The 22,673-nt window shown below is 68.6% G+C and carries 20 protein-coding genes; 11 read left to right on the top strand and 9 right to left on the bottom strand.

Annotated features, from left to right (window positions below):
• Positions 1 to 122 precede the first annotated feature (122 nt).
• On the top strand, positions 123 to 686 hold the full coding sequence (locus VGV58_RS23490) for an extensin-like domain-containing protein (RefSeq protein ID WP_326876471.1): 564 nt from the start codon (positions 123 to 125) through the stop codon (positions 684 to 686).
• Between the two features lie 12 nt (positions 687 to 698).
• Here the strand turns inward: VGV58_RS23490 and VGV58_RS23485 are convergent, their stop codons facing one another.
• Entirely contained in the window at positions 699 to 941 is a 243-nt protein-coding gene (locus VGV58_RS23485; protein ID WP_326876470.1) for a hypothetical protein, read from the bottom strand.
• Positions 942 to 1,106: 165 nt separating this feature from the next.
• Here VGV58_RS23485 and VGV58_RS23480 point away from each other — a divergent pair, with 165 nt between their 5' ends.
• Together VGV58_RS23480 and VGV58_RS23475 are read left to right on the top strand one after the other, a co-directional pair.
• Positions 1,107 to 1,568: a DUF992 domain-containing protein gene (locus VGV58_RS23480; protein ID WP_326876469.1), complete on the top strand. Its 462-nt coding sequence runs from the start codon at positions 1,107 to 1,109 to the stop codon at positions 1,566 to 1,568.
• Between the two features lie 177 nt (positions 1,569 to 1,745).
• Positions 1,746 to 2,105 carry a response regulator gene (locus tag VGV58_RS23475; RefSeq protein WP_326876468.1) on the top strand — a complete coding sequence of 120 codons (360 nt, stop codon included), beginning with the start codon at positions 1,746 to 1,748 and terminating at the stop codon, positions 2,103 to 2,105.
• An 8-nt stretch (positions 2,106 to 2,113) separates the two neighbouring features.
• Here the strand turns inward: VGV58_RS23475 and VGV58_RS23470 are convergent, their stop codons facing one another.
• The 4 genes from VGV58_RS23470 to polA form a co-directional block, all read right to left on the bottom strand.
• The gene (locus VGV58_RS23470) at positions 2,114 to 3,502 is read right to left on the bottom strand and encodes a sensor histidine kinase (protein WP_326876467.1); all 1,389 of its coding nucleotides are present in this window, start codon (positions 3,500 to 3,502) and stop codon (positions 2,114 to 2,116) included.
• A gap of 100 nt (positions 3,503 to 3,602) precedes the next feature.
• Complete coding sequence (locus VGV58_RS23465) at positions 3,603 to 4,022, bottom strand: hypothetical protein (RefSeq protein ID WP_326876466.1); 420 nt, start codon at positions 4,020 to 4,022, stop codon at positions 3,603 to 3,605.
• 2 nt (positions 4,023 to 4,024) lie between these two features.
• The gene (locus VGV58_RS23460) at positions 4,025 to 4,387 is read right to left on the bottom strand and encodes a DUF883 C-terminal domain-containing protein (RefSeq protein WP_326876465.1); all 363 of its coding nucleotides are present in this window, start codon (positions 4,385 to 4,387) and stop codon (positions 4,025 to 4,027) included.
• Between the two features lie 96 nt (positions 4,388 to 4,483).
• A complete protein-coding gene (gene polA, locus VGV58_RS23455) occupies positions 4,484 to 7,513 on the bottom strand; it encodes a DNA polymerase I (protein ID WP_326876464.1) in 3,030 nt (1,009 codons plus the stop codon).
• An 81-nt stretch (positions 7,514 to 7,594) separates the two neighbouring features.
• On the opposite strand from polA, the gene VGV58_RS23450 reads away from it, so the two are divergent.
• The 4 genes from VGV58_RS23450 to addA all read left to right on the top strand — a co-directional run bounded on the left by VGV58_RS23450 (position 7,595) and on the right by addA (position 15,856).
• Entirely contained in the window at positions 7,595 to 8,260 is a 666-nt protein-coding gene (locus tag VGV58_RS23450; protein WP_326876463.1) for a nitroreductase family protein, read from the top strand.
• 77 nt (positions 8,261 to 8,337) lie between these two features.
• On the top strand, positions 8,338 to 9,072 hold the full coding sequence (locus tag VGV58_RS23445; RefSeq protein ID WP_326876462.1) for a nucleotidyltransferase family protein: 735 nt from the start codon (positions 8,338 to 8,340) through the stop codon (positions 9,070 to 9,072).
• A 6-nt stretch (positions 9,073 to 9,078) separates the two neighbouring features.
• Positions 9,079 to 12,183 carry a double-strand break repair protein AddB gene (gene addB, locus VGV58_RS23440; RefSeq protein ID WP_326876461.1) on the top strand — a complete coding sequence of 1,035 codons (3,105 nt, stop codon included), beginning with the start codon at positions 9,079 to 9,081 and terminating at the stop codon, positions 12,181 to 12,183.
• Between the two features lie 196 nt (positions 12,184 to 12,379).
• Positions 12,380 to 15,856, top strand: coding sequence for a double-strand break repair helicase AddA (gene addA, locus VGV58_RS23435; RefSeq protein ID WP_326876460.1), 3,477 nt, complete (start codon positions 12,380 to 12,382; stop codon positions 15,854 to 15,856).
• 5 nt (positions 15,857 to 15,861) lie between these two features.
• Here the strand turns inward: addA and VGV58_RS23430 are convergent, their stop codons facing one another.
• Together VGV58_RS23430 and VGV58_RS23425 are read right to left on the bottom strand one after the other, a co-directional pair.
• A complete protein-coding gene (locus tag VGV58_RS23430) occupies positions 15,862 to 16,257 on the bottom strand; it encodes a RidA family protein (protein ID WP_326876459.1) in 396 nt (131 codons plus the stop codon).
• Between the two features lie 42 nt (positions 16,258 to 16,299).
• Positions 16,300 to 16,944 (bottom strand): TetR/AcrR family transcriptional regulator, encoded by a 645-nt coding sequence (locus VGV58_RS23425; protein ID WP_326876458.1) that lies wholly within the window; start codon positions 16,942 to 16,944, stop codon positions 16,300 to 16,302.
• A 120-nt stretch (positions 16,945 to 17,064) separates the two neighbouring features.
• Between VGV58_RS23425 and VGV58_RS23420 the strand changes: the two genes are divergently transcribed.
• From VGV58_RS23420 to VGV58_RS23405, 4 genes are read left to right on the top strand one after another with little or no spacing between them, the layout of a single operon-like run.
• Positions 17,065 to 17,844 carry a cyclase family protein gene (locus VGV58_RS23420; protein WP_414644071.1) on the top strand — a complete coding sequence of 260 codons (780 nt, stop codon included), beginning with the start codon at positions 17,065 to 17,067 and terminating at the stop codon, positions 17,842 to 17,844.
• 23 nt (positions 17,845 to 17,867) lie between these two features.
• Positions 17,868 to 18,794, top strand: a complete 927-nt coding sequence (gene kce, locus VGV58_RS23415) for a 3,5-dioxohexanoate:acetyl-CoA acetone transferase (protein ID WP_326876457.1) — start codon at positions 17,868 to 17,870, stop codon at positions 18,792 to 18,794.
• Positions 18,794 to 19,822 carry an SMP-30/gluconolactonase/LRE family protein gene (locus VGV58_RS23410; RefSeq protein WP_326876456.1) on the top strand — a complete coding sequence of 343 codons (1,029 nt, stop codon included), beginning with the start codon at positions 18,794 to 18,796 and terminating at the stop codon, positions 19,820 to 19,822. The genes kce and VGV58_RS23410 overlap by 1 nt, the downstream gene beginning before the upstream one ends.
• Positions 19,823 to 19,853: 31 nt before the next feature.
• Complete coding sequence (locus VGV58_RS23405; protein WP_326876455.1) at positions 19,854 to 21,062, top strand: ABC transporter substrate-binding protein; 1,209 nt, start codon at positions 19,854 to 19,856, stop codon at positions 21,060 to 21,062.
• 6 nt (positions 21,063 to 21,068) lie between these two features.
• Here VGV58_RS23405 and VGV58_RS23400 read toward each other — a convergent pair whose 3' ends face one another.
• Entirely contained in the window at positions 21,069 to 21,818 is a 750-nt protein-coding gene (locus VGV58_RS23400; RefSeq protein ID WP_326876454.1) for an ABC transporter ATP-binding protein, read from the bottom strand.
• Positions 21,794 to 22,672 carry an ABC transporter permease gene (locus VGV58_RS23395; RefSeq protein WP_326876453.1) on the bottom strand — a complete coding sequence of 293 codons (879 nt, stop codon included), beginning with the start codon at positions 22,670 to 22,672 and terminating at the stop codon, positions 21,794 to 21,796. Before VGV58_RS23395 ends, VGV58_RS23400 begins: the two co-directional genes overlap by 25 nt.
• Position 22,673: the final 1 nt, after the last annotated feature.

Below are 22,673 nucleotides of genomic sequence, written 5' to 3'. Positions count from 1 at the left end.
CCGCGCCCACAATCCTGCCTCCACCGCGTCCAGCTTCGTTGCCGGTTCCCGCGCCGCCGCCGGCGGCTCCGTCAGTCGAGCCCAAGCCCACCGTCGCTGCTGACGGCAGCGCCTGCATCCGCATGCTGACCGGCGTGCCGGGGAACCAGATCCGCATGGCGGCTCCGGCTCCCAAGCCGGAACCGGAGGGTTGCCGGGTGACCGATCCCATCGTGGTCGAGGCGCTCGCTGTCCGCACTGCTGAAGGCCCGGGGCAGGTCAAATTGCTTCCCCCATCGACGGTGAGCTGCGAGCTGGCGCGTGCGGTCTCGCTCTGGCTCGACACCAGCCTGCAGCCACTGGCGCGGGGAGCGTTCGGGCGGGAGTTGACGGCGCTACGCGTCGGCGGCGGGCACGAATGCCGCCGGCGCAACCGCCAGACGCAAGGATCCTTCAGTGAGCACGCCACCGGGCAGGCGCTCGATATCTTCGCTTTTCAGCTCGGCGACGAGAAACAGGGAGGATTGGCCGTTTCCGTCGAGCGGCCGAATGGGCTTGAGCAGACGCGCTTCCTGGACGGTGTGCGTCAATCGGCCTGCGGCGCCTTCATGACCGTCCTCGGACCAGGCGCGGACGCGGCCCACGCCAACCATCTCCATATCGACATCCAGCGACGCCGCACGGCGGCCAGCCGCTTCTGCCAATGACCGGGCTTGGCCCTATGACACGATCGTGAAGATATCGTCGGGTGTGTCGGACTGCGCGACGATCGGTGGCGGACGCCTTCCGCTCGACCAGCCGTCGCGCCGGCGGGCGAGCTCGGCCAGTGCGGAATCGTGGTCAAAACCCTCGCGCAGAAGTTGTTCGAGCTCCCAGAATGGCGGAAGATCGCGCGCCAGCTTGGGAGTGGGGAATATCTGCACCGGATCGGTCCGTCCTTGCTTTTGCATTTGCGCGTCCACTGGTCAGTTCCCGTCAACGCAAGCACCGGATTGAGGTTCCGGATTATTTGGGAACTATGGAGTGATTGCGGCGCTTTGGTGCGGTTTCGAGGCGTCGCGGACGATACCATGAAGCCGGCTGTGAGTCGGTGCGGTGCATTCGGGGTAGGGCGCAGGAGAAGGTGAATGAGACGTCTTATCGCAATGCTCGCTTTGGCGGCCGGTGCCAGCCTGCCCGTAGCTCCGGTCCTGGCGCAGAGCGCTGCGCCGGCCGGGCGCCTGACCTGCACGATCGGTGCCGGCCTCGCCCAGGCGGTCGCGACTCAGAAGCCGCTCGACTGCCGTTTCCGGCCTCGGCGCGGGCCGCTGCAGACCTATACCGGGGTGATTCGCGGCTTTGCGCTCGACGCCAGGACGGTCGGGCGCAGCCTGCTCGCCTGGCGGGTCTATGGCCCCTATGCGCGCGCGCCTCTCGGCGTCCTCTACGGGCCCTATGTCCGCAAGCCGGGCGAGGTCGCGCTGACCGGCAGCCATGATGGCGATGTCCGGTTAGTGCCGCGGGCCCTGCCGATCCAGCGCGGCGCCAATGTCGCCCTCGGCGTCACAGCCTTCGAGCTCAGCCTCGTCCGCTCGCCGCGCAAACGCTGAGCGGCGATACTTACGGTTTCCTAACCATATCCGATCAATTTGAGTTGAATTTGAAGGGTTCGAGGCAGACAATCCGGCTCAGAACGGAACAAGGCCGACCAAGCAAGCGTTCATGAGGCTCACAAGCAGGAAGCAGCTTGGGGTGTAGTCGTGAAGTTGGAAGGTGATCTGGGTCTCATGGCCGGTATTCGGGTCCTCATCGTCGAGGACGACCCCTTCATCGCGATGGATATCGAGAGCGCCGTGAGCGAAGAGCTCGGCGACGACGCCGAGTTGATCGTGGTCGAATCGATATCGCAGGCGCGCCGTGTCGCCGATCAACCGCTCGATTGCGCGCTGCTCGATATCGATGTCGTCGGCGGCAAGACCTTCGCGATCGCCGCCAGCCTGCGCGCCAGGGGCACGCCGCTGGTATTCGTCTCCGGCTCTGCCCCGAGCGAGGTTCCGCCCGAATTGCGCGACGTGCGCTTCGTGCGCAAGCCCTTCTCGGCCGACGAGCTCGGCCGTTTCGTCTCCAAGGCCGTGAACAAGGGCTGAGGAGCGGCCTATGCTGCCGCGTCCTCCTCGGCCGGTTGCTCCCGTTTCGGGAAGGTGACGGCGACACGGGTGCCGGGCCGCGCGATACCGGGCGACAGCGGTGCAATCTCCATATCGGCCCGCATGCTGCGCAGCAGGGCGTTGATCACCGACTTGCCCAGCCCGGCGCTCTGCTGGTCCTCCGGCATCCCGACGCCGTCATCCTCGACTGAGAGGACGAGGTTCTCCTCGGGCGTGCGCGCGAGCCGGATCGTGATCTTGCCGGCGACACCGTCCGGAAAGGCGTGCTTGATCGCGTTGGTCACCAGCTCGTTGATGACGACGACGAAGGAGACGGCGTCGCGCCCCGGCAGGCGGATCGCATCCATCGCCAGGGCGATCTCGATCGGCCGCCCTTCGGCCGCCTTGCCGATCTCGGCCAGCAGGTCCTCCAGATAGGGCCGGGCCTCGATCTCGTCGGCCTCGATGTCGAGTCGCAGCCGGCGCTGTCCCGCGGCGATCGCCTGGATGCGCGATTGCGCCTGGGCCAGCGCCTGCTTGACGGCAGGCTCGCGCGTCTGCCGGCTCTGGACGTTGAGCAGGGCGGAGACCATCGCCAGATTGTTGCCGACGCGATGGTTGACGTCGCGCAGCAGCGCCTCGATGCGTAAACGCTCGTTCTCGAGCTGGCGCGTGCGTTCGCCGACCTTCCGTTCGAGCTCGGCATTCGAGCTGGAGAGCGTGACGGCGCGTCGATGCCGCACCCGCAATTGCAGCCAGGCGGCGAAGCAGAGCCCGGCGAGGGCGATCAGGATGCCGGCGCTGGCCAGGACGCGTCGACGCGCCTCGCGGCGGGTGCTGGCGGTGAGCCGAAGATTCTCCTCCAGCTGGATCTCGCCGACGATGTCGCGCAGCTCCTGGGTGAGACGATTGCCGGTGCCCCGGCCCACCAGGGCGGTCGCCTCGCTGCGCTTGCCGGCGCGCATCAGCCCGACGGTCTCGGCCATCTCGGTGAGCTTGCGGGTGGTGACGGCGCGGGCGCGCTTCACGCGCTCGGTCTGGGTCGGGCTGTAGGCGGCGAGGCGCTCGATCTCGCTCAGGCTCGGCAGCAGCTCGGCATGGCTGTCGTTGTAGGGCCCGAGATAATGCTCGTCGCCGGTGAGCAGGAAGCCGCGCTGTCCCGTTTCCGCATCGAGCACGTTGCTGAGGAAGCGTTCGCTGCGTTCGCGGATGTCGATCGAGCGCGAGACCAGCTTCGAGGCTTCGTCGGCCTGGATGTTGATCCAGCCCGCGATCAGCACGGCTGCCGCGACCACGACGATCGCGATCGCCGCCGAGGAGGCGGTGTAAAGGCGCGTACCGAGCAGGGGCAATCCCGGCGACAGCCAGCGTGGACGGAGCTTCAGCTGGGCATTCATCGCTGTCTTGAATAGACGCTGAAGCCCGATCGCCCAAGGTAAAAAGACATGTTGCCGCAAAGCGGCTGCGAAAAGGCAGCCGATTCAGGGGTGTCGCGGCTTATTTTTCAGCGTCGTCGTCGCCTTGGGCGAACTGCCGTCCGAGCAGGAGCCCGAGCAGCACGACGCCGCCGACCAGCCCGGCGCGCCATCCCAGCTTCCGATTGCCGACCAGCGAGGCCGCGATCGGCGCGGCGGCGACCGCGGCGGCAAGGCGCCGGTCCGGTCGCGGCCGGCTCTTCACATAGAGCGCGATGCCGAGCATCAGCAGCGCGCCGGCAAACAGCCCTCCTGCGATCGACAGGCTGGCGGTGATCGCCCCGTAATGCAGCGTCAGCACCGTATGCAGCGCATTCAGCGCATACCCCACGGCGCCGGCGGCCAGCACGCCCGCCAGCAGATAGAGCACGATGACCGTGACGTTGCGGCGCACGACGCCGCCGACCTCGCGCGTGACCAGGCCGGTCAGCCCCCCCAGCATGGTCAGCGCGCCGACAGGAAGCCGACGAACAGCCCGACCGCGGCCGCAAGGCCAAGCGCCCGCAGGGGGCGCTCGCGGATCTCGCGGATGATCAGCTCTTCAAGGTCGCCGGCCTGCTCGCGTGCGACCGCGGCCATGCGGTCGGTATCGACGCCGACCGATTTCAGTTTCTCGCTGACCGTCGCCGCGAGGTCCTCGGCGCCGCGCGCCAGGCTGGCCTCGATCTCGTCCGCCTCGTCCCTGACACGACGGCCGGCGCGGCGGGCGCGCTCGGCTGTGTCCGACGCGGCATCGGCGACTTCGTCCTTGGCGCGTTTGACCGAGGCCGCGGCCTGTCGCTTTGCGGTGGAACTGGTTGCGGCCATCAAACGCCTCCTTGGTGCCGGCAATGAACGATGCCATGCGGATCGCATGGCGCAAAGCTCAACGCCTCAGCAATCGGACTGTTCCCGGCCGTAAGGTCAGTGCGCCTCGTCCCAGTTGTCGGCGGCGCGCGCATCGACGACGAGCGGCACCTTGAGCGCGACCGCCGGCTGCGGTGCCTCGACCATGACCTTGCGGATCACCGGCAGCGCCGCCTCGACCTGCGCTTCCGGCACTTCGAAGACCAGTTCGTCATGCACCTGCAGCAGCATGCGCGCATCGAGCTTGGCCGCGGCGAGCGCGCCCTCCATCCGGATCATGGCGCGGCGGATGATGTCGGAGGCCGAGCCCTGGATTGGCGCGTTGATAGCCTGGCGCTCGACGAAGGCGCGCTCGGACGGGTTCTTCGAGGCGACTGCCGGGAAATGGCAGACCCGGCCGAAGATCGTCTCGACCGCGCCCTTGGCGCGCACCGTGGTACGGGCCTGGTCCATGTAATCGCGAATGCCGGGGAAGCGCTCGAAATACTTGCGGATATAGGCGCTGGCCTCCTCGCGCGAGATGCCGAGCTGGTTGGCGAGGCCGAAGGCCGAGATGCCGTAGATGATGCCGAAATTGATCGCCTTGGCGCGCCGGCGCACCTCGCTCGGCATGCCTTCGACCGGCACGCCGAACATCTCGGATGCCGTCATCGCATGGATGTCGACGCCATCGGCGAAGGCCTGCCGGAGCTGCGGGATATCGGCGATATGGGCGAGGATGCGCAGCTCGATCTGGCTGTAGTCGGCCGAGACCAGCTTGTTGCCCTTCTCGGCGACGAAGGCGGTGCGGATCTTGCGGCCCGCCTCGGTGCGGATCGGGATGTTCTGCAGGTTGGGCTCGGAGGAGGAGAGCCGGCCTGTGGTGGTCGCAGCCAGGGCGTAGGACGTGTGGACCCGGTGGGTCTGCGGGTTCACGTAAGTGGGCAGCGAGTCGGTATAGGTCGATTTCAGCTTGGCGAGCTGGCGCCAGTCGAGGATGCGGGCTGGCAGTTCGTTGCCCTGCTCGGCCAACTCCTCGAGCACGCCGGCGCCGGTCGCCCATTGCCCGGTCGCGGTCTTCTTGGCGCCGGGCAGGCCCATCTTGCCGAACAGGATGTCGCCGAGCTGCTTGGGGCTGCCGATGGTGAACTTCTCGCCGGCGAGCGTGTGGATCTCGTCTTCCAGCCGCGCCAGCGACTGGGCGAACTCGCCCGAGAGACGCGACAGGATCTGCCGGTCGATCGCGATGCCACGCCGCTCCATCCGCACGAGAACCGGCACGAGCGGGCGCTCCATCGTCTCGTAGACCGTGGTCTTGCGCTCGGGTACGAGGCGGGGCTTCAGCGCGAGCCAGAGCCGCAAGGTGACGTCGGCATCTTCGGCGGCATAGGCGGTCGCCTTGTCGAGCGGCACCTTGTCGAAGGTGACATGGGTCTTGCCGGTGCCGGCGACCTCCGCATAGGCGATCGGCTTGTGGCCGAGATGAACCTCCGAGAGCCGGTCCATGCCCTGCCCGCCATTGCCGGCGTCGAGCGCATAGGAGATCAGCATGGTGTCGTCGATCGGGCCGACCTCGACCCCATGCCGGTTGAACACGGCGATGTCGTATTTGAGATTCTGGCCGATCTTGAGCACGCCGGGATCGGCGAGCAGCGGCTTCAATTCGGCCAGCGCCTGGTCGAGCGGGATCTGGCCGTCGAGCAGGCCGGAATCGAACAGCCCGTCGCCGGCCCGGTGCTGCAGCGGGATATAGCAGGCCTTGCCCGGCGTGACCGCGAGCGAGATGCCGATCAGGTCGGCCTGCATCACGTCGAGCGAATTGGTCTCGGTATCGAGCGCGACGAAGCCGGCCTCGTAAGCCCAGCCGATCCAGCGCGAGAGATCGGCGATAGTGCGCACGCATTCGTATGATGCGTGGTCGATCTTGACCGCGAGCGCCGCATCCTTGCGCGCGGCGGCGAGATCGGCCGGCCGCAACCAGCCATCGGCCGGAGCGGATACCGCCGGCGCGGCGCCGTTCGTGGCGGGAGCAGCCGTGGCGGTCTCGCCTGCCCCGGCGACCGGCGCGTCTGTCTCGGCGTAGAGCGCTTTCAGCGCGGCGGCGCGGGCACCGCCCGGAGCGAGGTCGGGATCGGCATCGATCGCCGCGACATCGGCCTCGTAAGCCTCGGCCGCGCGCTTGGTGATGGTGGTGAACTCCATCGCCTTGAGGAAGGCGATGAGTTTTGCCGGGTCGGGCTGGTTCAGGGTGAGATCGCCGAGCGGCGTCTCGACCTTCACGTCCTCGACCAGCGTGACCAGCTTGTGCGAGATGCGGACCTTCTCGATCACCTCGGGATTGGTCAACGTCTCCCGGCGCTTGGGCTGCTTGATCTCGCCGGCGCGGGCCAGCAGCGTTTCGAGATCGCCATATTCGCCGATCAGCTGCGCCGCCGTCTTGATGCCGATGCCGGGCGCGCCTGGAACATTGTCGGTGGCGTCGCCGGCGAGCGCCTGGACGTCGGTGACCTTGTCGGGGGTGACGCCGAAATATTCGACCACCTCGGGTTCGCCGATCCGTCGCTCCGGCCGGAAGCCCGCGCCCTTCTTGGCGTCGCCGGAGGCCGGGTCGTACATCGCGACGCCCGGCCGCACGAGCTGCATCAAATCCTTGTCGGCCGAGACGATCAGCACGTCGGCGCCGGATTCGCGCGCCTGCCTGGCGTAGGTCGCGATCAGGTCGTCGGCCTCGTAGACGTCCTGCTCGACCGGGATCAGGCCGAAGGCGCGCACCGCGTCGCGCATCAGCGGGAATTGCGGGATCAAATCCGGCGGCGGGTCGGAGCGGTTGCCCTTGTAGGCCGGGTAGATCTCCTTGCGGAAGGAGTTCTCGCTCTTGTCGAAGACGATGGCGAGATGGGTCGGCTTCACCCCGAGCACACCCTCGCGCACGAACTGGAACAGCTTGGTCGCGAACAGCCGGACCGCGCCGGACGGCAAGCCGTCGGAGCGGGCATTGTATTTCCGGTCCTGATTGATCGACTGGAAATAGGCGCGGAAGATGAAGTTCGAGCCATCGACCAGGAAGAGGTGGTCGCCGGGCTTGAGCTGTGAGGCCGGGTTCGTCATGGGCGGGACCATAGGGCGGAGGACCGGGATGGTCTATTGTGCAAGCAGCAGTGCCCGCAAGAAGCTGTCAGGAGGAAATCGATGAACGCCTATGTCACCATGCCGCTCGCCTTCGAGGGTCTGCCCGAGGAGGAGATGAAGGCGCAGGCGCTCAAGTTCCTGGAGACGATGAGGAAGCGCCGCACGGTGCGCGACTATTCCGACAGGAAGGTGCCGCGCGAGATCATCGAGGCGGCAGTCGCGACGGCCGGCACGGCGCCATCCGGGGCCAACCAGCAGCCCTGGACCTTCGTCTGCATCTCCGATCCCGAGATCAAGAAGAAGATCCGCGAGGGCGCCGAGGAAGAGGAGCGCGCCTTCTATGCCGGCCGCGCCGGCGAGGAATGGCTCGATGCGCTCGAGCATCTCGGCACCGACGAGCACAAGCCTTTCCTCGATACCGCGCCTTGGCTGATCGCGATCTTCGCCCAGCGCTGGGGCTATGACGCCGAAGGCCGCAAGGTGAAGCACTATTACGTGCCCGAATCGGTCGGCATCGCCGCCGGCTTCCTGATCGCCTCGTTGCATCAGGCCGGCCTGGCGACACTGACGCATACGCCGGCGCCGATGAACTTCCTCAACGAGCTCTGCGGCCGGCCCGATAACGAGAAAGCGCTGATCCTGCTCGTCGTCGGCTATCCCGCCGAGGGTTGCGTCGTGCCCGCGATCGGCAAGAAGCCGCTGGAGGAGATCGCCAGCTTCCTTTGAGCTGCTGCCGCACTTGAGCAATCGCGCCGGCCATGGCTGATGTAGCAGTCTTGGCCGGCAGGAGATTCGTTCACGTCATGCAGACCGGTTCGTCGCCGATCCGCCGGGCCATGGTGCTCGCCGCCGGGCTCGGCAAGCGCATGCGCCCGATCACCGACACCATGCCCAAGCCGCTGGTCGCGATCGCCGGCAAGACCATGCTCGACCATGCGCTCGACCGGCTCGCCGAGGCCGGTGTCGAGGACGCCGTGGTCAATGTCCACTACCTCGCCGAGCAGATCGAGGCGCGCATCGCCGGCCGGACCAACCCGCGCATCACCATCTCCGATGAGCGCGACGTCCTGCTCGAAACCGGCGGCGGCGTGAAGAAGGCGCTGCCGCTGCTCGGCACCGAGCCCTTCTTCCATATCAATTCCGATTCGCTCTGGAGCGAACGGGGGGCGTCGAACATTTCGGCCATGGCCGCCGCTTGGGATTCGGCGCGCATGGACATGCTGCTCCTGCTGGCGGAGCGCGAAAGCAGCGTCGGCTTCGACGGCGCCGGCGATTTCTTCCGTGACGAAGCCGGCCGGCTGGCGCGACGCGGGCAGGCTGCCAGCGCGCCTTACGTCTATGCCGGCGTCGCCATCATCAAGCCGGAGCTCTTCGCCGACACGCCGGAGGGGCCGTTCTCGCTGAACCTGCTGTTCGATCGTTGCATCGCCAAGGGAACCCTGTTCGGCCATCTGCTTGACGGGCGCTGGCTGCATGTCGGCACGCCCGAGGCGATCCCGCTGGCGGAGCAGGCCTACGCCGCCCACCAAGCTGAGTGAACTGCGATGGCCGGGCTCAACCTGTTCAGCATCCCGGCCGGCGCGCCCTTCCTCTCCGTGCTGGCGCAGGCGCTGATCGCCGGCCGCTTCGGCCGAGCCTTCGACCCCGGCGATCCCGCCGCGCTCTCGCGCACCACGCTCTATCTGCCGACCCAGCGCGCCGCGCGGGCCTTCGGCACCATCCTCTCCGAAAAGCTCGGCGGCCGCCCATTGCTGCTGCCGCGCATCGTCCCGCTTGGCGATGTCGACGAGGCCGAGACGGCGCTGATCGCCGGCGCGGGCGATGCCCTCGCCCTGCAGCGGGTCGCGCCGATCGACCCGCTGCGCCGCCGCTTCATCCTGACGACGCTGATCTCGGCCTGGGGCCGCACGGCGAACCGCCAGCATCTCAAGCTCGACCCGGCCGAGCCCTCGTTGATGCCGGCGACCCTGGCCGAGGCCTGGGGGCTCGCCGGCGATCTCGCCCATCTGCTCGACCAGTTGCAGACCGAAGGCGTCTCGCCGTCGCGATTGAAAGGGCTCGATGCCGCCCGCTTCGACGAGATCTGGCAGTTCAATGCCCGCTTCCTCGACATCATCGCCGAAGCCTGGCCGGCGATCCTCGAACAGCGAGCCGAATGCGACCCGGCCGAGTTCCGCAACCGCATGCTCGCAGCCGAGCGCGAGCGGCTGCTCGCCGGCGATTTCCACGGGCCGGTGATCGCGGCCGGTTCGACCGGTACTGTGCCGGCGACGGCGCGCCTGCTCGCCGCGCTCGCCCGCGCCCCGAATGGCGCCGTTGTCTTGCCCGATCTCGACGAGGCGCTCTCCGAGCAAGGCTGGCGCGCCATTGTCCAGGAGCCGGCGCCTTCGCATCCGCAGGCGGCCTTGCATCGCCTGCTCGACGAGATAGGCGCGAGCCGTGACGAGGTGGTTGTCCTCGCCGAGCCGTCGCCGGGGCTGGAAGCCCGCCGCGACCTGCTGCGCCGTGCCTTGCTGCCCGCCTCCGTCACCGACGACTGGGCCGGCGCGGCGCCCCTTGCAGCCGAAGCGCTCGACGGCCTGCGTATCGTCGAGGCGGCGGATGAGCGCGAGGAGGCGCTGGCGGCTGCGCTCGCCTTGCGCGAGGCTCTGGAGGAGCCGGGCGCCCGTGCTGCGCTGATCACGCCCGATCGCGGCCTTGCCGAACGCGTCGCGGTCGAGCTCAGGCGCTGGGGCATCCAGGCCGATGATTCCGCCGGAATGCCGCTCGGCCGCTGGCCGGCCGGCGCCCTGCTCCGTCTGGCGCTCGATGCAGTCGAGGGCGAGCTCTCTCCGGCGAGCCTCGTTGCGCTGCTGGCCCATCCGCTCTGCCGGCTCGGGCTGACGGAAGCACGCCTGCGGCAAGGCGCGGCGGCGCTGGAGATCGGCTGCTGGCGTGGCGAGCCGGTCGGCCCCGGTTTCCCCGGCCTGCGCCGGGCCTTCGAGGCGCTGCCGGAGCTGCGCACGGCAACTTATGCCCCGCGCCCGCGCCGCAAGCTGACAGACGAGGATGTCGGCGCGGCCGAGGAGGTGCTGGCGGCGCTGGAAGATTCGCTCGCCCCGCTCGTGGTGGCCTTGGCCGGTCCTGCTCCCGAACTGCGCGAGATCGCGGCGCAGGCCCGGCGGGTGGTCGAAAAGCTGAGCAGCGACGAGACCGGCGCGATCCTCTCCTGGCGCGGCCCGGATGGCGAGGCGCTCGCCGCGCTGTTCGACGATCTCGATGCCGCCTTGCCGGAAGCGCCCGGCGAGGGCCGCGCCCGTGACTGGATCGCGATCCTTGAGGGCCTGATTGGCGAGCGCGTCGTGCAGCGCCGCGATCCTGGCCATCCCCGCGTCAAGATCTGGGGCCTGCTCGAAGCCCGCCTGCTCGAAGCCGAGCACATCGTGCTCGGCGGCCTGATCGAGAGTGTCTGGCCGCCGGCGACCGAGACCGATTCCTTCATCAACCGGCCGATGCGGGCCGAGCTCGGCCTTTCGCCGCCTGAGCGCCGGATCGGCCAGACCGCGCATGATTTCGTCGCGGCGGCGCTCGCCGGCAAGGTGACACTGACCCGCGCCCGCAAGGCCGGCGAAGCGGAAACGATCCCCTCGCGCTTCTGGCAGCGGCTCAAGGCCGTGGCGCCGGCCGAGGCCTGGGCCGCTGCCGAGGCGCGCGGGCGCGAGCTCACCGGCTGGGCTGGTTTGCTCGGCAAACCCGCCGATCTCCTGCCGGTGCCGCGGCCAAAGCCCTATCCGGCGGCGCATCTGCAGCCGAAGCGGCTCAGCGTCACCGAGGTCGAGACGCTCTATCGTGACCCTTATGCCGTCTATGCCCGCAAGATCCTTAGGCTCGACGCCCTGCCGGAGCTGGTGGAGGATCCCGGCGCGACCGATCGCGGCTCGCTGCTGCACGACATCGTCGGCAGCTTCGCCGAGACCTATCCTGAACAGGTACCGGCCGGCGCGCTCGGCAGCCTGATCGAGATCGGCGAGCGACTGTTCCGCGCCTATGAGGAGACGCCGGAGGTGCGCGCCTTCTGGTGGCCTCGTTTCCTGCTGATCGCGCAGAACTTCCTCGGCTGGGAGGAAAGGCGCCGGCCGGAACTCGCCCGCGTTGCGGTCGAGCGCGATACGCAGGCCGAGTTTCCGCTGATCGACGGTTCCTCGATCCTGCTGACCGGCCGGGCCGACCGCGTCGAGATCACGCGCGATGGCGCCCTGCGCATCATCGATTTCAAGACCGGCGCACCGCCGAGCGAGGAGCAGGTCCGCCTCGGCTTCGCGCCGCAATTGACGCTGGAAGCCGAACTCGCCCAGCGCCACGGCTTCTCGCCGGATATCCTGCCCGGGCCGGTCGAGGCACTTCTTTATCTGCGCCTCAACCACGATCCCAAGAGCTGGGAGAAGGACAAGAAGCTGTCGTTCAAGGACGAGGCGCAGGCCGACGTCACCGCCCGCCATCTCGCGCAATTGCTCGACCATCTCGCATTGCTGCGCGCCGGCCGCGAGCCCTGGCTGTCGCGCCGCGCCCCGGCCTACATCAAATACGCCAGCCCCTATGACCAGCTCGCCCGGGTCAAGGAATGGTCGGCGGCGCCCGATCTCGGCGGCGATGCCGGAGACGAGGCATGAGGACGGTATTCCGGCGAGGCGGTGGAGCCGCAACCGGCCCTCTCCCCCCTTGTGGGGGAGAGCTGGAGAGGGGGGTAATCAGCCGCGAGGCTGATCGCAGGCGAAGCCTCGACGCCGCTCACCCGGTTACCCCCCTCCCAACCCTCCCCCACAAGGGGGGAGGGCTCCCGCGCCTCTGCGGCGAGATCATCACGCCATGACCCCCGCCGGCTGGACCATTCCCGAGCAGACACGCCGCAATCAGGCGCTGGCGGCCGAGCCTGATCTCAGTGCCTGGGTCTCCGCCAATGCCGGCTCGGGCAAGACCCATGTGCTGGTCAACCGCGTGCTGCGCCTGCTGCTCGACGGCGTCGCGCCCGGCCGGATGCTCTGCATCACCTATACCAAGGCCGCCGCCGCCAACATGTCGAACCGGGTCTTCCGGGCGCTCTCGGTCTGGGCCGTCGCCTCCGATTCCGTGCTCTGGGCGGCGCTGTCGGCGCTGACGGGGCAGCTTCCGGCCGCGAGCGACATCAGCCGGGCACGGCGGCTGTTCGCGCAGGCGCTGGAGACGCCGGGCGGCCTCAAGATCGAGACCATCCACGCCTTCTGCACCCGCGTGCTGCAGAGCGCGCCCTTCGAGGCCAATGTCCCGCCGCGCTTCGAGGTCGCCGACGATCTCGCCCAGGACGAGTTGATGCGCGATGCCAGGCGCGACCTGCTCGCCGCCGCCGAGTCCGATCCGGACGGGCCGCAGGCCAGAGCGCTGCGCTTCATGGCCGAGCATGCGGCGCAGGACACCTTCGACCAGATCATGCGCGAGGCGCTGCACCAGCGCGCCGTGTTCAGCGATGCGGAAGGCCGTGCGCGCAAGCCGGAGGAGATTGTCGCGGGGCTCTCCGCTTTCCTCGGCATCGCGCCGGAGCTGATGGCGGAGACGGTGCGCGAGCGCTTCCAGCGCGAACTCGCGGCCGTGCCCGATCTCGAGCGGCTCGTCGCCGCCTTCGAGGCCGGCAGCGCGACGCGCGCCAAGGCCGCTGCTGCGATCAGGCTCGCCCTCTCCGATGCGCCAGGCATCGACCCGGTCACGGCCTGCCGCGCCGGCCTGCTGACAGCCGAAGGCAATGTCGCCCAGCATGTCCGCGGCAAGGGCAACAGCGCGCTGCCGGCCGATCTCGACGCGGCGCTCGATGCGCTCGCAGCCTGCCTGACCGGAGCGATCGACCAGCTCAATGCCATCGCGGTGCGCGAGCGCAGCGCGGCGCTCGCCGTGCTGGTGACCCATATCCTCGCCGCTTATCGCCGTTTGAAGGCGCAGCGATCCCTGCTCGACTATGACGACCTGATCGCCAAGACGCGCTCGCTGCTCGACCGGGTCGACCCGGCCTGGGCGCTTTACAAGCTCGATGCCGGCATCGACCACATCCTGCTCGACGAGGCCCAGGACACCAGCGAGGCGCAATGGGCGATCCTGCGCCGGCTCGCCGAGGAATTCTCGGCCGGCGAGGGCGCGCGCGAACTGGTCAGGCCACGCACAGTCTTCGTCGTCGGCGACGAGAAGCAGTCGATCTACGGCTTCCAGGGCGCGGCGCCCTCGCATTTCAGCGAGGAAAGGCGATTGCTCGGCCGACGCCTCCAGGAGGCCGGCCAGCGCTTCGAGCCGATCAGCCTCACCACCTCCTTCCGCTCGGCGCCCGACATCATGCGCGCCGTCGATGCGGTGTTCGCGCCGCGCGAGCACTGGCGCGGCCTCGTCTTCGACGGCGGCGCCGGGCCCGAGCGCCATGACACGGTCAGGCGCGCCTCGATCGGTGCGGTCGATCTCTGGCCGGTCTCGGCCGATGATTCCAGCGAGAAGCCCGATGCCTGGACGACGCCGGTCGATGCGCCCGAGCGGCGCTCCGGACTGGTCAAGCTCGCCACCCGCATCGCCGATGTGCTGAAGCGCTGGAGCGATGCCGGCCGCGACGATATCGGCCGCCCGTTCAGGCCCGGCGACGTGATGATCCTGCTGCGCCAGCGCGGCGCGCTGTTCGAGGCGATCGTCAAGGCGCTGAAGGATCGCGGAGTGCCAGTCGCCGGCCGCGACCGCCTGACGCTCGCCGATCATCCGGCGGTCGAGGACCTCGTCGCGCTCGGGCGGGCGATCCTGCTGTCGCAGGATGATCTCTCTCTGGCGATCACGCTGAAGACGCCGCTCTTCGGCCTCGACGACGACGACCTGATGCGCCTCGCGCCGGAGCGGAAGGGTTCTTTGCGCGACGCCTTCCGCCAGGCGGCGCAGGCGGAGCCGCGCTATGCCGCGATCGAGGCGCGCCTGACCGAACTCGCCGAGGAGGCCGGGCGCTGCGGTCCGTTCCGCTTCTTCGCCGGCCTGCTCGGCCCCGGCGGCGGCCGCAATCTCGCGCTTGCTCGCCTCGGCCCGGAAGCGGGCGATGCGCTCGACGCTTTCTTGAGCGCCGCGCTCGATCATGAGCGGCGCTACGGCCCCTCGCTCGCCGGCTTCCTGCACCATATCGGCGCGGTAGCGACGCAGGTGAAACGCGACCTTTCGGCCAGCGCCGGCGAGGTCCGGGTGATGACCGTGCACGGCTCGAAGGGTTTGGAGGCGCCGGTCGTCATCCTCGCCGATCTCGGCATCGCGCCCGGCGAGCGCCGCCTGCCGAAGCTGATGGCGGTCGAGCCGCCGCGCGGTGCGCAGGTGCCGGTCTGGCCGAGCAAGCGCGCCGACGACCCCGCCGCGATGCGGCGCGCCAAGGACGCAATTGTCGCCCAGATGGTCGAGGAGCATCACCGCCTGCTCTATGTCGCGCTGACCCGGGCCGAGGAGCGCTTGATCCTCTGCGGCGTGCAGGCCAAGGGCGAGGCGCCCGAGGGCTCCTGGTACGCCATGGCCGAGCTCGGCCTCGGCGGCTCTGAGCCCTGGTTGCGCGATGTTCCCGCGCCCGATGGTGACGGCGAGGTCCGCCGTTTCATGGTTTCGCAGCCGGGAGAAGGGGCAGCCGAGGACGCTGTCGCCGCAATGGCCTCGACGTCAGCTCCGGGCTGGTTGACGCGCCCTGCCCCTGAAGAGGCCGAGCCAGCGCCACCCTTGCGGCCGTCGAGTGCGCTCTCTGCCGCCGATGCGCAGGAGCGACCGCATGACGGGCCCTTCCTCGCCAATGCCGCCGCTGCGGGGCGACTGGCGCATCTCCTGCTGCAGGTCCTGCCGGAGGTGCCGCCGGAGCGACGCCCCAGCACGGCCCGCGCACTGGTGGAAGCGCGTGGCGGCTCGCTGGCCGAGGAACGTCGCAGCAAGGTCGTCGAGGATGCGCTAGCGCTGATCGCCGCGCCGGAATTCGGCGGGCTGTTCGGACCGGGTAGCCTGGCCGAGGTGCCGCTCGCCGGCGAGATCACCATTGGCGATGACAGCAAACGGCCGGTGCAGGGGCGGATCGACCGGCTCGCGGTCGGCGATGGCGAAGTCCTGATCGCCGACTTCAAGACGGCGGCTCGCGCGCCACAGGATGCCGCGGCTCTGCCGGCTACGACGCTGGCGCAGCTCGCGGTCTATCGCCGGCTGATCGGCGAAATCTATCCCGGCCGCCGCGTTCGCGCGGTCGCGATCTATACGGCGAGCCTGAAGCCGCTGGAACCGTCAGCCGAGCTGCTCGATGCAGCCCTGGCGAAGATGGCGACTCCGTCCCAGCGCTGACGGATTCATTCGATCGCGGCGACGCATTCGATCTCGATGTCGAAGGGCAGCGGCCAGGGCCGGATCGCGGCGCTGGTCCGCGCGGGGAAGCTATCGCTGAAATAGGTGCGGTAGACGGCGTTGACCCCGCCCATCAGCGCGGGATCGGTGACGAAGATCGTGGCCTTGATCACGGCGTCGAGCGAGGAGCCGCCATGGCGCAGGGTCACGGCGAGCGCCTCCATCGCGGCGCGGGTCTGCGTCTCGATATCGCCGCTGACGATCTCACCGGTCACGGTGTCGATCGGCGGCATGCCGCAGGTGAAGAGCAGGTCGCCGGCACGCGCCAATGCCGAGGTCGGCGCGCCGAGCCGGCGGATCGCCTCGGAGATGACGGGAACTTCGATGATCTCGCGGCGCATGATGATCCCTGCTTCCCCTCGTTCGCAGTCGGATGAACCGGCTTAGCGGCCCCGCAGCAGGCCGTCGATGCCGGCGGCGCAGAAGCTGGTCAGGCGCTGCAGCAAGTGCTCGGCATTCTCCACGACCGGCACGGCCTCGCGCGGCTGATCGAGCCGCATGGCGCGGTCACCGGCGGCCATGGTCGTGACGAGAGCCCCGACCATGAAGAGATAGGCGTCAACCAGTGCGCCTTCAGGCGCCTTCGGGTAGACCTTGCCCAGCGCCGCGACGAACTGCCTTGCAGTCGGATCGAAATGCTCGGCGACGACGCCGCGTGCCGCCTCGCGCGGGTCGACTGCCTCGCGGGCGGTCATCATGGCGAAGGCGGCGCCCTGCACGCCTTCGCTGAAACGCTGACGCACGGAGGGGCCGATCAGGGCGGCGACGATCTCGCCGACGTCGAGCACCGGCCGGGCCATGGCCTCGCCGAGCGCCTGCGCGCGCGCCAGCGCCAAGGCATGGGCCCGGCGAGCGAAGACGGCGCGGTAGAGCGCCTCTTTCGAGCCGAAATGATAGCTGAGCTGCGAGAGCCGCACGCCGGCCGCGGCCGCGAGATCGCGCATCGAGGCGCCGTCGGCGCCGCCGCGCTCGGCGAAGAGCCGCTCGGCAGCGTCGAGAATGCGGTCGCGCGTCGGCATCGCGGACATCGGGCCCCTCCAGAATCCAGCGATTCCCCTCTTACCAGAAACATGGCGCCCTGCTATAGGTCGGACGTTCGTCCAAATTCGAACCGCAGAGAATACATCCTCATGGGAGGACCTACCGGCATGCTGCCAGGCCGCCTCGTCGATCTGTCGATTCCGCTCGAGAACGACGTTCCTGCCGATCCGCCGTTCCAGAAGGTCAGAATCGACTATCGCACGCATGAGGCGACGGCGAAGGACATCGCAGCGGCCTTTCCGGGCCTCAGGCCCGAGCAGCTCCCGGACGGCATGGGCTGGGCGGTCGAGCTCGCGACGATCTCGACCCATAATGGCACCCATGTCGATGCGCCCTGGCATTACCACCCGACGCAGGATGGCGGCGCCCCGGCGCTCCGGATCGACGAATGCCCGCTCGACTGGTTCCTGCAGCCGGGCGTGAAGCTCGATTTCCGCCATCTGCCCGATGGCCATGTCGTCACGCCGGCCGAGATCGACGCCGAACTCGCGCGCATCGGGCACAGCTTGAGCCCGCTGGAGATCGTCATCGCCAATACGCGCGCCGGTGCCCGCTATGGCCAGGCGGACTATGTCGATTCCGGCTGCGGCTTCGGCCGCGAGGCGACGCTGCATCTGGTCCGGCAGGGCATCAAGGTCGTCGGCACCGATGGCTGGAGCTGGGACGCCCCGTTCAGCCACACCGCCCGCCGCTTTGCCGAGACCGGCGACGCCTCGCTGATCTGGGAGGGACACAAGGCCGGACGCGAGGCCGGCTACTGCCAGATCGAGAAACTGCACAATCTCGAAGCGCTGCCGGCGACCGGCTTCACCATCAGCTGCCTGCCAGTGAAGGTCCGCAACGGCTCGGCCGGCTGGACCCGCGCCGTGGCGATCCTGCCAGCCTGAACGGAACGACGAAGGAGAATGCGATGAGCAAGGTCATCATCACCTGCGCCGTGACCGGCGGCATCCATACCCCGACGATGTCGGATCATCTGCCGATCACGCCCGACGAGATCGCGAGCCAGGCGATCGCGGCGGCGGAGGCGGGCGCGGCGATCCTGCACTTGCACGCCCGCGATCCCAGGGACGGTCGCCCGACGCCGGACCCGGCCGTGTTCATGGAGTTCCTGCCGCGGATCAAGCAGGCGACCGATGCGGTCGTGAACATCACCACCGGTGGCGGCCTGACCATGACGGTCGAAGAGCGCCTCGCCGCGCCGCTCAAGGCCGCGCCGGAGATGTGCTCGCTCAATATGGGCTCGATGAATTTCGCGCTGCACCCGCTGGCCGACAAATACAGCAACTGGAAGCATCCTTGGGAGCAGCCCTATCTCGCCAACACCAAGGACTTCATCTTCCGCAACACTTTTGGCGACATCGAGCGCATCTACAAACTGCTCGGCGAGGGCCACGGCACCAAGTTCGAGCACGAGTGCTACGATGTCGGTCATCTCTACAATCTCGCCCATTGCCTCGACCGCGGCTGGTTCCGGCCGCCGGTCTTCCTGCAGCTGATCTTCGGCATCCTCGGCGGCATCGGCGCCGATCTCGACAATCTGATGTTCATGAAGCGCACCGCCGACAAGCTGTTCGGCAAGGACTATCACTGGTCGGTGCTCGCGGCCGGGCGCCATCAGATGGCCTTCTGCACGCAGGCGGCGATGCTGGGCGGCAATGTCCGCGTTGGGCTGGAGGACAGCCTGTTCGTCGGCAGGGGCAAGCTCGCGACCTCCAATGCCGAGCAGGTCGCGAAGATCCGCCGCATCGTCGAGGAACTCGGCTACGAGATCGCGACGCCCGAGGAGGCCCGCGCCACGCTCGGCCTCAAGGGCGGCGACCGCGTGAACTTCTGATGTCGCGCCGCCCCAACCCTCTCGATGGCTTCGTCATCGATCCCGCCGCCATCACTTATGTCGGCGAGGGCCTGCAACGGCCCGAATGCATTTTGGCCGAGCGCGACGGCTCGCTCTGGAGCGCCGATGCGCGCGGCGGCGTCGTCCATATCCGGCCGGACGGCTCGCAGCAGCTGATCACCCAGACGGCGAGCCGCGGCTTTGCCGAGGCGGCCGACGAGGAAGCCCGCTTCGTCTCCGGCACCTTGCCGAACGGCCTCGCCTTCGCCCGCAATGGCGATGTCCTCATCTCGAATTTTGGCACCGACCGGCTGGAGGTGATGACGCGCTCGGGCGAGACGCGCGTGCTGGTCGATACGATCGACGGCCAGGCCATCGGCAAGGTCAATTTCGTGCTGCGCGACAGCAAGGACCGGATCTGGCTGACGATCTCGACGCGCACGAAGAACTGGATGCGGGCGATGAGCCCCAATGTCCGCGACGGCTATGTCGCGCTCTATGATGGCGGGCGGCTGCGCATCGTCGCTGATGGCTTCGCCTTCACCAACGAGATCCGGCTCGATGCCAAGGAGGAATGGCTCTATGTCGCCGAAACCTGCGCCTGCCGGGTGACGCGATTGCGGGTCGGGGCCGATGGCAGCCTGACCGACCGCGAGATTTTCGGCCCCAGTGACCATGGCGCCTTCATCGACGGCATCGCCTTCGACGCCCATGGCAATCTCTGGGGCACGCATGTGATGCTCGACCGGGTCTTCGCGATCACGCCGGAGGGCGATTTGCGCATCCTGCTCGACGACGATCGCGGCAGCGAAGCCGGCAAGGCGCTGATGGCGGCCTTCGCCCGCGACGAAGCGACGCCCGAATTGATGCTCGCCTGCGGCGGCTCGACCGCGCCCTGGTTCGCCAGCATCACCTTCGGCGGGGCCGATCTCAGCACTGCCCATATCGGCAGCCTGCGCGGCAGCCGCATCCCCTCATTCAGATCACCGGTCGCCGGCCTGCCGATGGCGCACTGGCACGACCGCTAGCAACGACGAAAACACCATGGGAGGAATTCACATGAAGGGTCTGGCCTCGGCGCTCGCCATCGCCACCGCATTGCTCGGCACCTTGCCCGCCGCGGCCGAGATCTCGGACGGCGCCGTCAAGATCGGCGTGCTGACCGACATGTCCGGCGTCTATTCCGACATCACCGGCAAGGGCTCGATCACCGCCGCGCGCATGGCGGTCGAGGACTGCCTCAAGGCCGAATGCGCGGGCATGAAGATCGAGGTCGTTTCGGCCGACCACCAGAACAAGGCCGATGTCGGCTCGGCGATCACCCGCGAATGGATCGACCGGCAGGGCGTCGACGTGCTCGCCGACATGTCGAACGCCTCGCTGCAGCTCGCGATCCCGCCGCTGCTGAAGGACAAGAACCGCGTCGGCCTCTTCCCCGGCGGCACGGCGCGCCTGACCGGCGATGCCTGCCAGCCCGACCATGTCGTCCAGTGGATGTGGGACACCTATGTCCAGGTCGCCGGGATCGCCAACCACCTGACCAAGCCCGGTACGAAATGGTATCTGGTCACGGCCGACTATGCGCTCGGCCACCAGCTCGAGGCCGACGCCAAGACGCTCGTCACCGCCAAGGGCGGCACCTATGCCGGTTCGGTCCGGCATGCCTTCCCGGCGGTCGATCTCTCCTCGCAGCTCCTGACCGCGCAGGGCTCGGGCGCCGACCTGATCGCGCTCGCCAATGCCGGCGGCGACACCGTCGCCGGGATCAAGACCGCCCGCGATTTCGGCATCGGCCAGGACAAGCAGAAGCTGGTCGCCTTCTTCCTGACCGCGATGGATGTGAAGAGCGTCGGCCTCGCCTCGGCGCAGGGCACGATCCTGACCGAAGGCTTCTACTGGAACATCGACGAGCGCACCCGCGCCTTCTCGGAGCGCTTCAAGGCGGCGCATGGCGCGGTGCCCTCGGCGATTCAGGCCGGCGTCTATTCCTCGGTCCGGCACTATCTCAAGGCGGTCGCCTCGGCGAAATCGGACGAGGCCAAGACCGTGATCGCCAAGATGCGCGAATTGCCGATCGAGGACGAGGTCGTGCGCAACGCCAAGCTCCGCGAGGACGGGCGCATGGTCCACGATTTCTACGTCTTCCAGGTCAAGAAGCCGGCCGAATCCAAGGGCGAATGGGACCTTTACGACCTCGTCGCCACCATCCCGGGCGACCAGGCCTTCCGCCCGCTCGCCCAGAGCGCCTGCCCGGCGATCAAGAAGTAGCACCACTCAGGCGACGCGGCGCAGCTCTTCCTGGGTCACGCCGAGACTGCTCAGCAGTTCGCTGCGCACTTCGGCGAAGCGGCGCTGCCGCGGCCCTGCCTCGGACGGCAGGTCGACCTTGAGATCGACGGTGAAGCGGCCCTGGTCGAGTACCAGCACGCGCTGGGCGAGATGGATCGCTTCGTCTACGTCATGGGTGACGAGCAGCACCGCCGGTCGATGGCGGGCGCAGAGATCGAGCAGGAGCGCCTGCATGCGCAGGCGGGTCAGCGCATCGAGCGCGCCGAAGGGCTCGTCGAGCAAGAGCAGTTCCGGCTCGCGCACCAGCGAGCGGGCGAGCGCCGCGCGCTGCTGCTCGCCGCCGGAGAGTTGCATCGGCCAGGCCCGCGCCCGCGCTGTCAGCTCGACCTCGGCGAGAGCGTGCAAAGCGCGCTCGCGCGGCGTCTGCCCGCTCAGCCCGAGCGAGACATTGTCGACGACGGTCTTCCAGGGCAGCAGGCGCGCATCCTGGAAGACGACGGAGACCGCGTCGGGCGTGCCAAGCCGGCCGGAGCCGGGCACGCCATGATCGAGCCCCGCCAGCGCCCGCAGGAAGGTGCTCTTGCCGGAGCCGGAGCGGCCGAGCAGGGCGACGAACTCGCCGCGGCCGATGTCGAGGTCGACGCCGTCGATGATGGTGCGTTCGCCATAGCGGCGAGTGAGGCCGCGGACTGCGACCACGGGCTGCTGGTTCAGTCGGCCAGAATCTTGCGCCATGGCAGAGCCTTTCGGGTGATGAAGCGGACGAGCCAATCCGAGCTCAGGCCGAGCGCGGCATAGACGGCGAGGCACAGGATGATGACCTCGGTCTGGCCATAGGTGCGGGCGAGATTGATCATGTAGCCGAGGCCGGAGGTGGCGTTGACCTGCTCGACCACCACGAGGGCGAGCCAGGAATAAGTGACGCCGAAGCGCAGGCCGAGCAGGAAGCCGGGCAGCGCCGCCGGCAGCACGACATGGCGCAGGAACTGGCCATTGGAGAGGTCGAGCGTCTCGGCCAATTCGATGAAGCGAGCATCGGTCGAACGCAGCCCGTCATGGGTCTGGATATAGATCGGCGCGAAGGTGATCAGCGCGATCGTCAGCACCTTCATGCCTTCGCCGATGCCGAACCAGAGCATCAGCAGCGGGATCAGCGCCAGCGCCGGGATGGCGCGCTTGATCTGGATCGGGCCGTCGACGAGGTATTCGCCGATGCGGCTGAGGCCGGCGATGACGCCGAGCGAAGCGCCGGCGACGATGCCCCAGAACAGCCCCCAGAAGGAGCGCTGGAACGAGGTCCAGAGGTTTTCCTGCAGGCGCCCCTCCTGGATCAGCTCCCAGCCGGTGGTCGCCACCGTCCAGGGCGCCGAGAGGATGCGGTCGTCGATGAAGCCGGTCGCCGAGCCGATGCTCCAGAGGACGAGCAGCAGGGCCGGGCCGAGCGCGGCGCCATAGGGGATCGGCCGGCCCGGGCCGAGCTTGCGTCGGCGGCGGGGCTTGTCGGCCGCACCGGCAGGCTGGCTGCGGGCGAGTTTGAGCCAGCCCGGATCGATGGCGCCCTGTCCGCCGGTGAGCGAGAGATCGGCCATG

This window comes from Allobosea sp., assembly GCF_035944895.1.
Taxonomy (GTDB): domain Bacteria; phylum Pseudomonadota; class Alphaproteobacteria; order Rhizobiales; family Beijerinckiaceae; genus Allobosea.
Note: the sequence above shows the minus strand (reverse complement) of the source record. Positions and strands in the feature narration are given on the sequence as shown.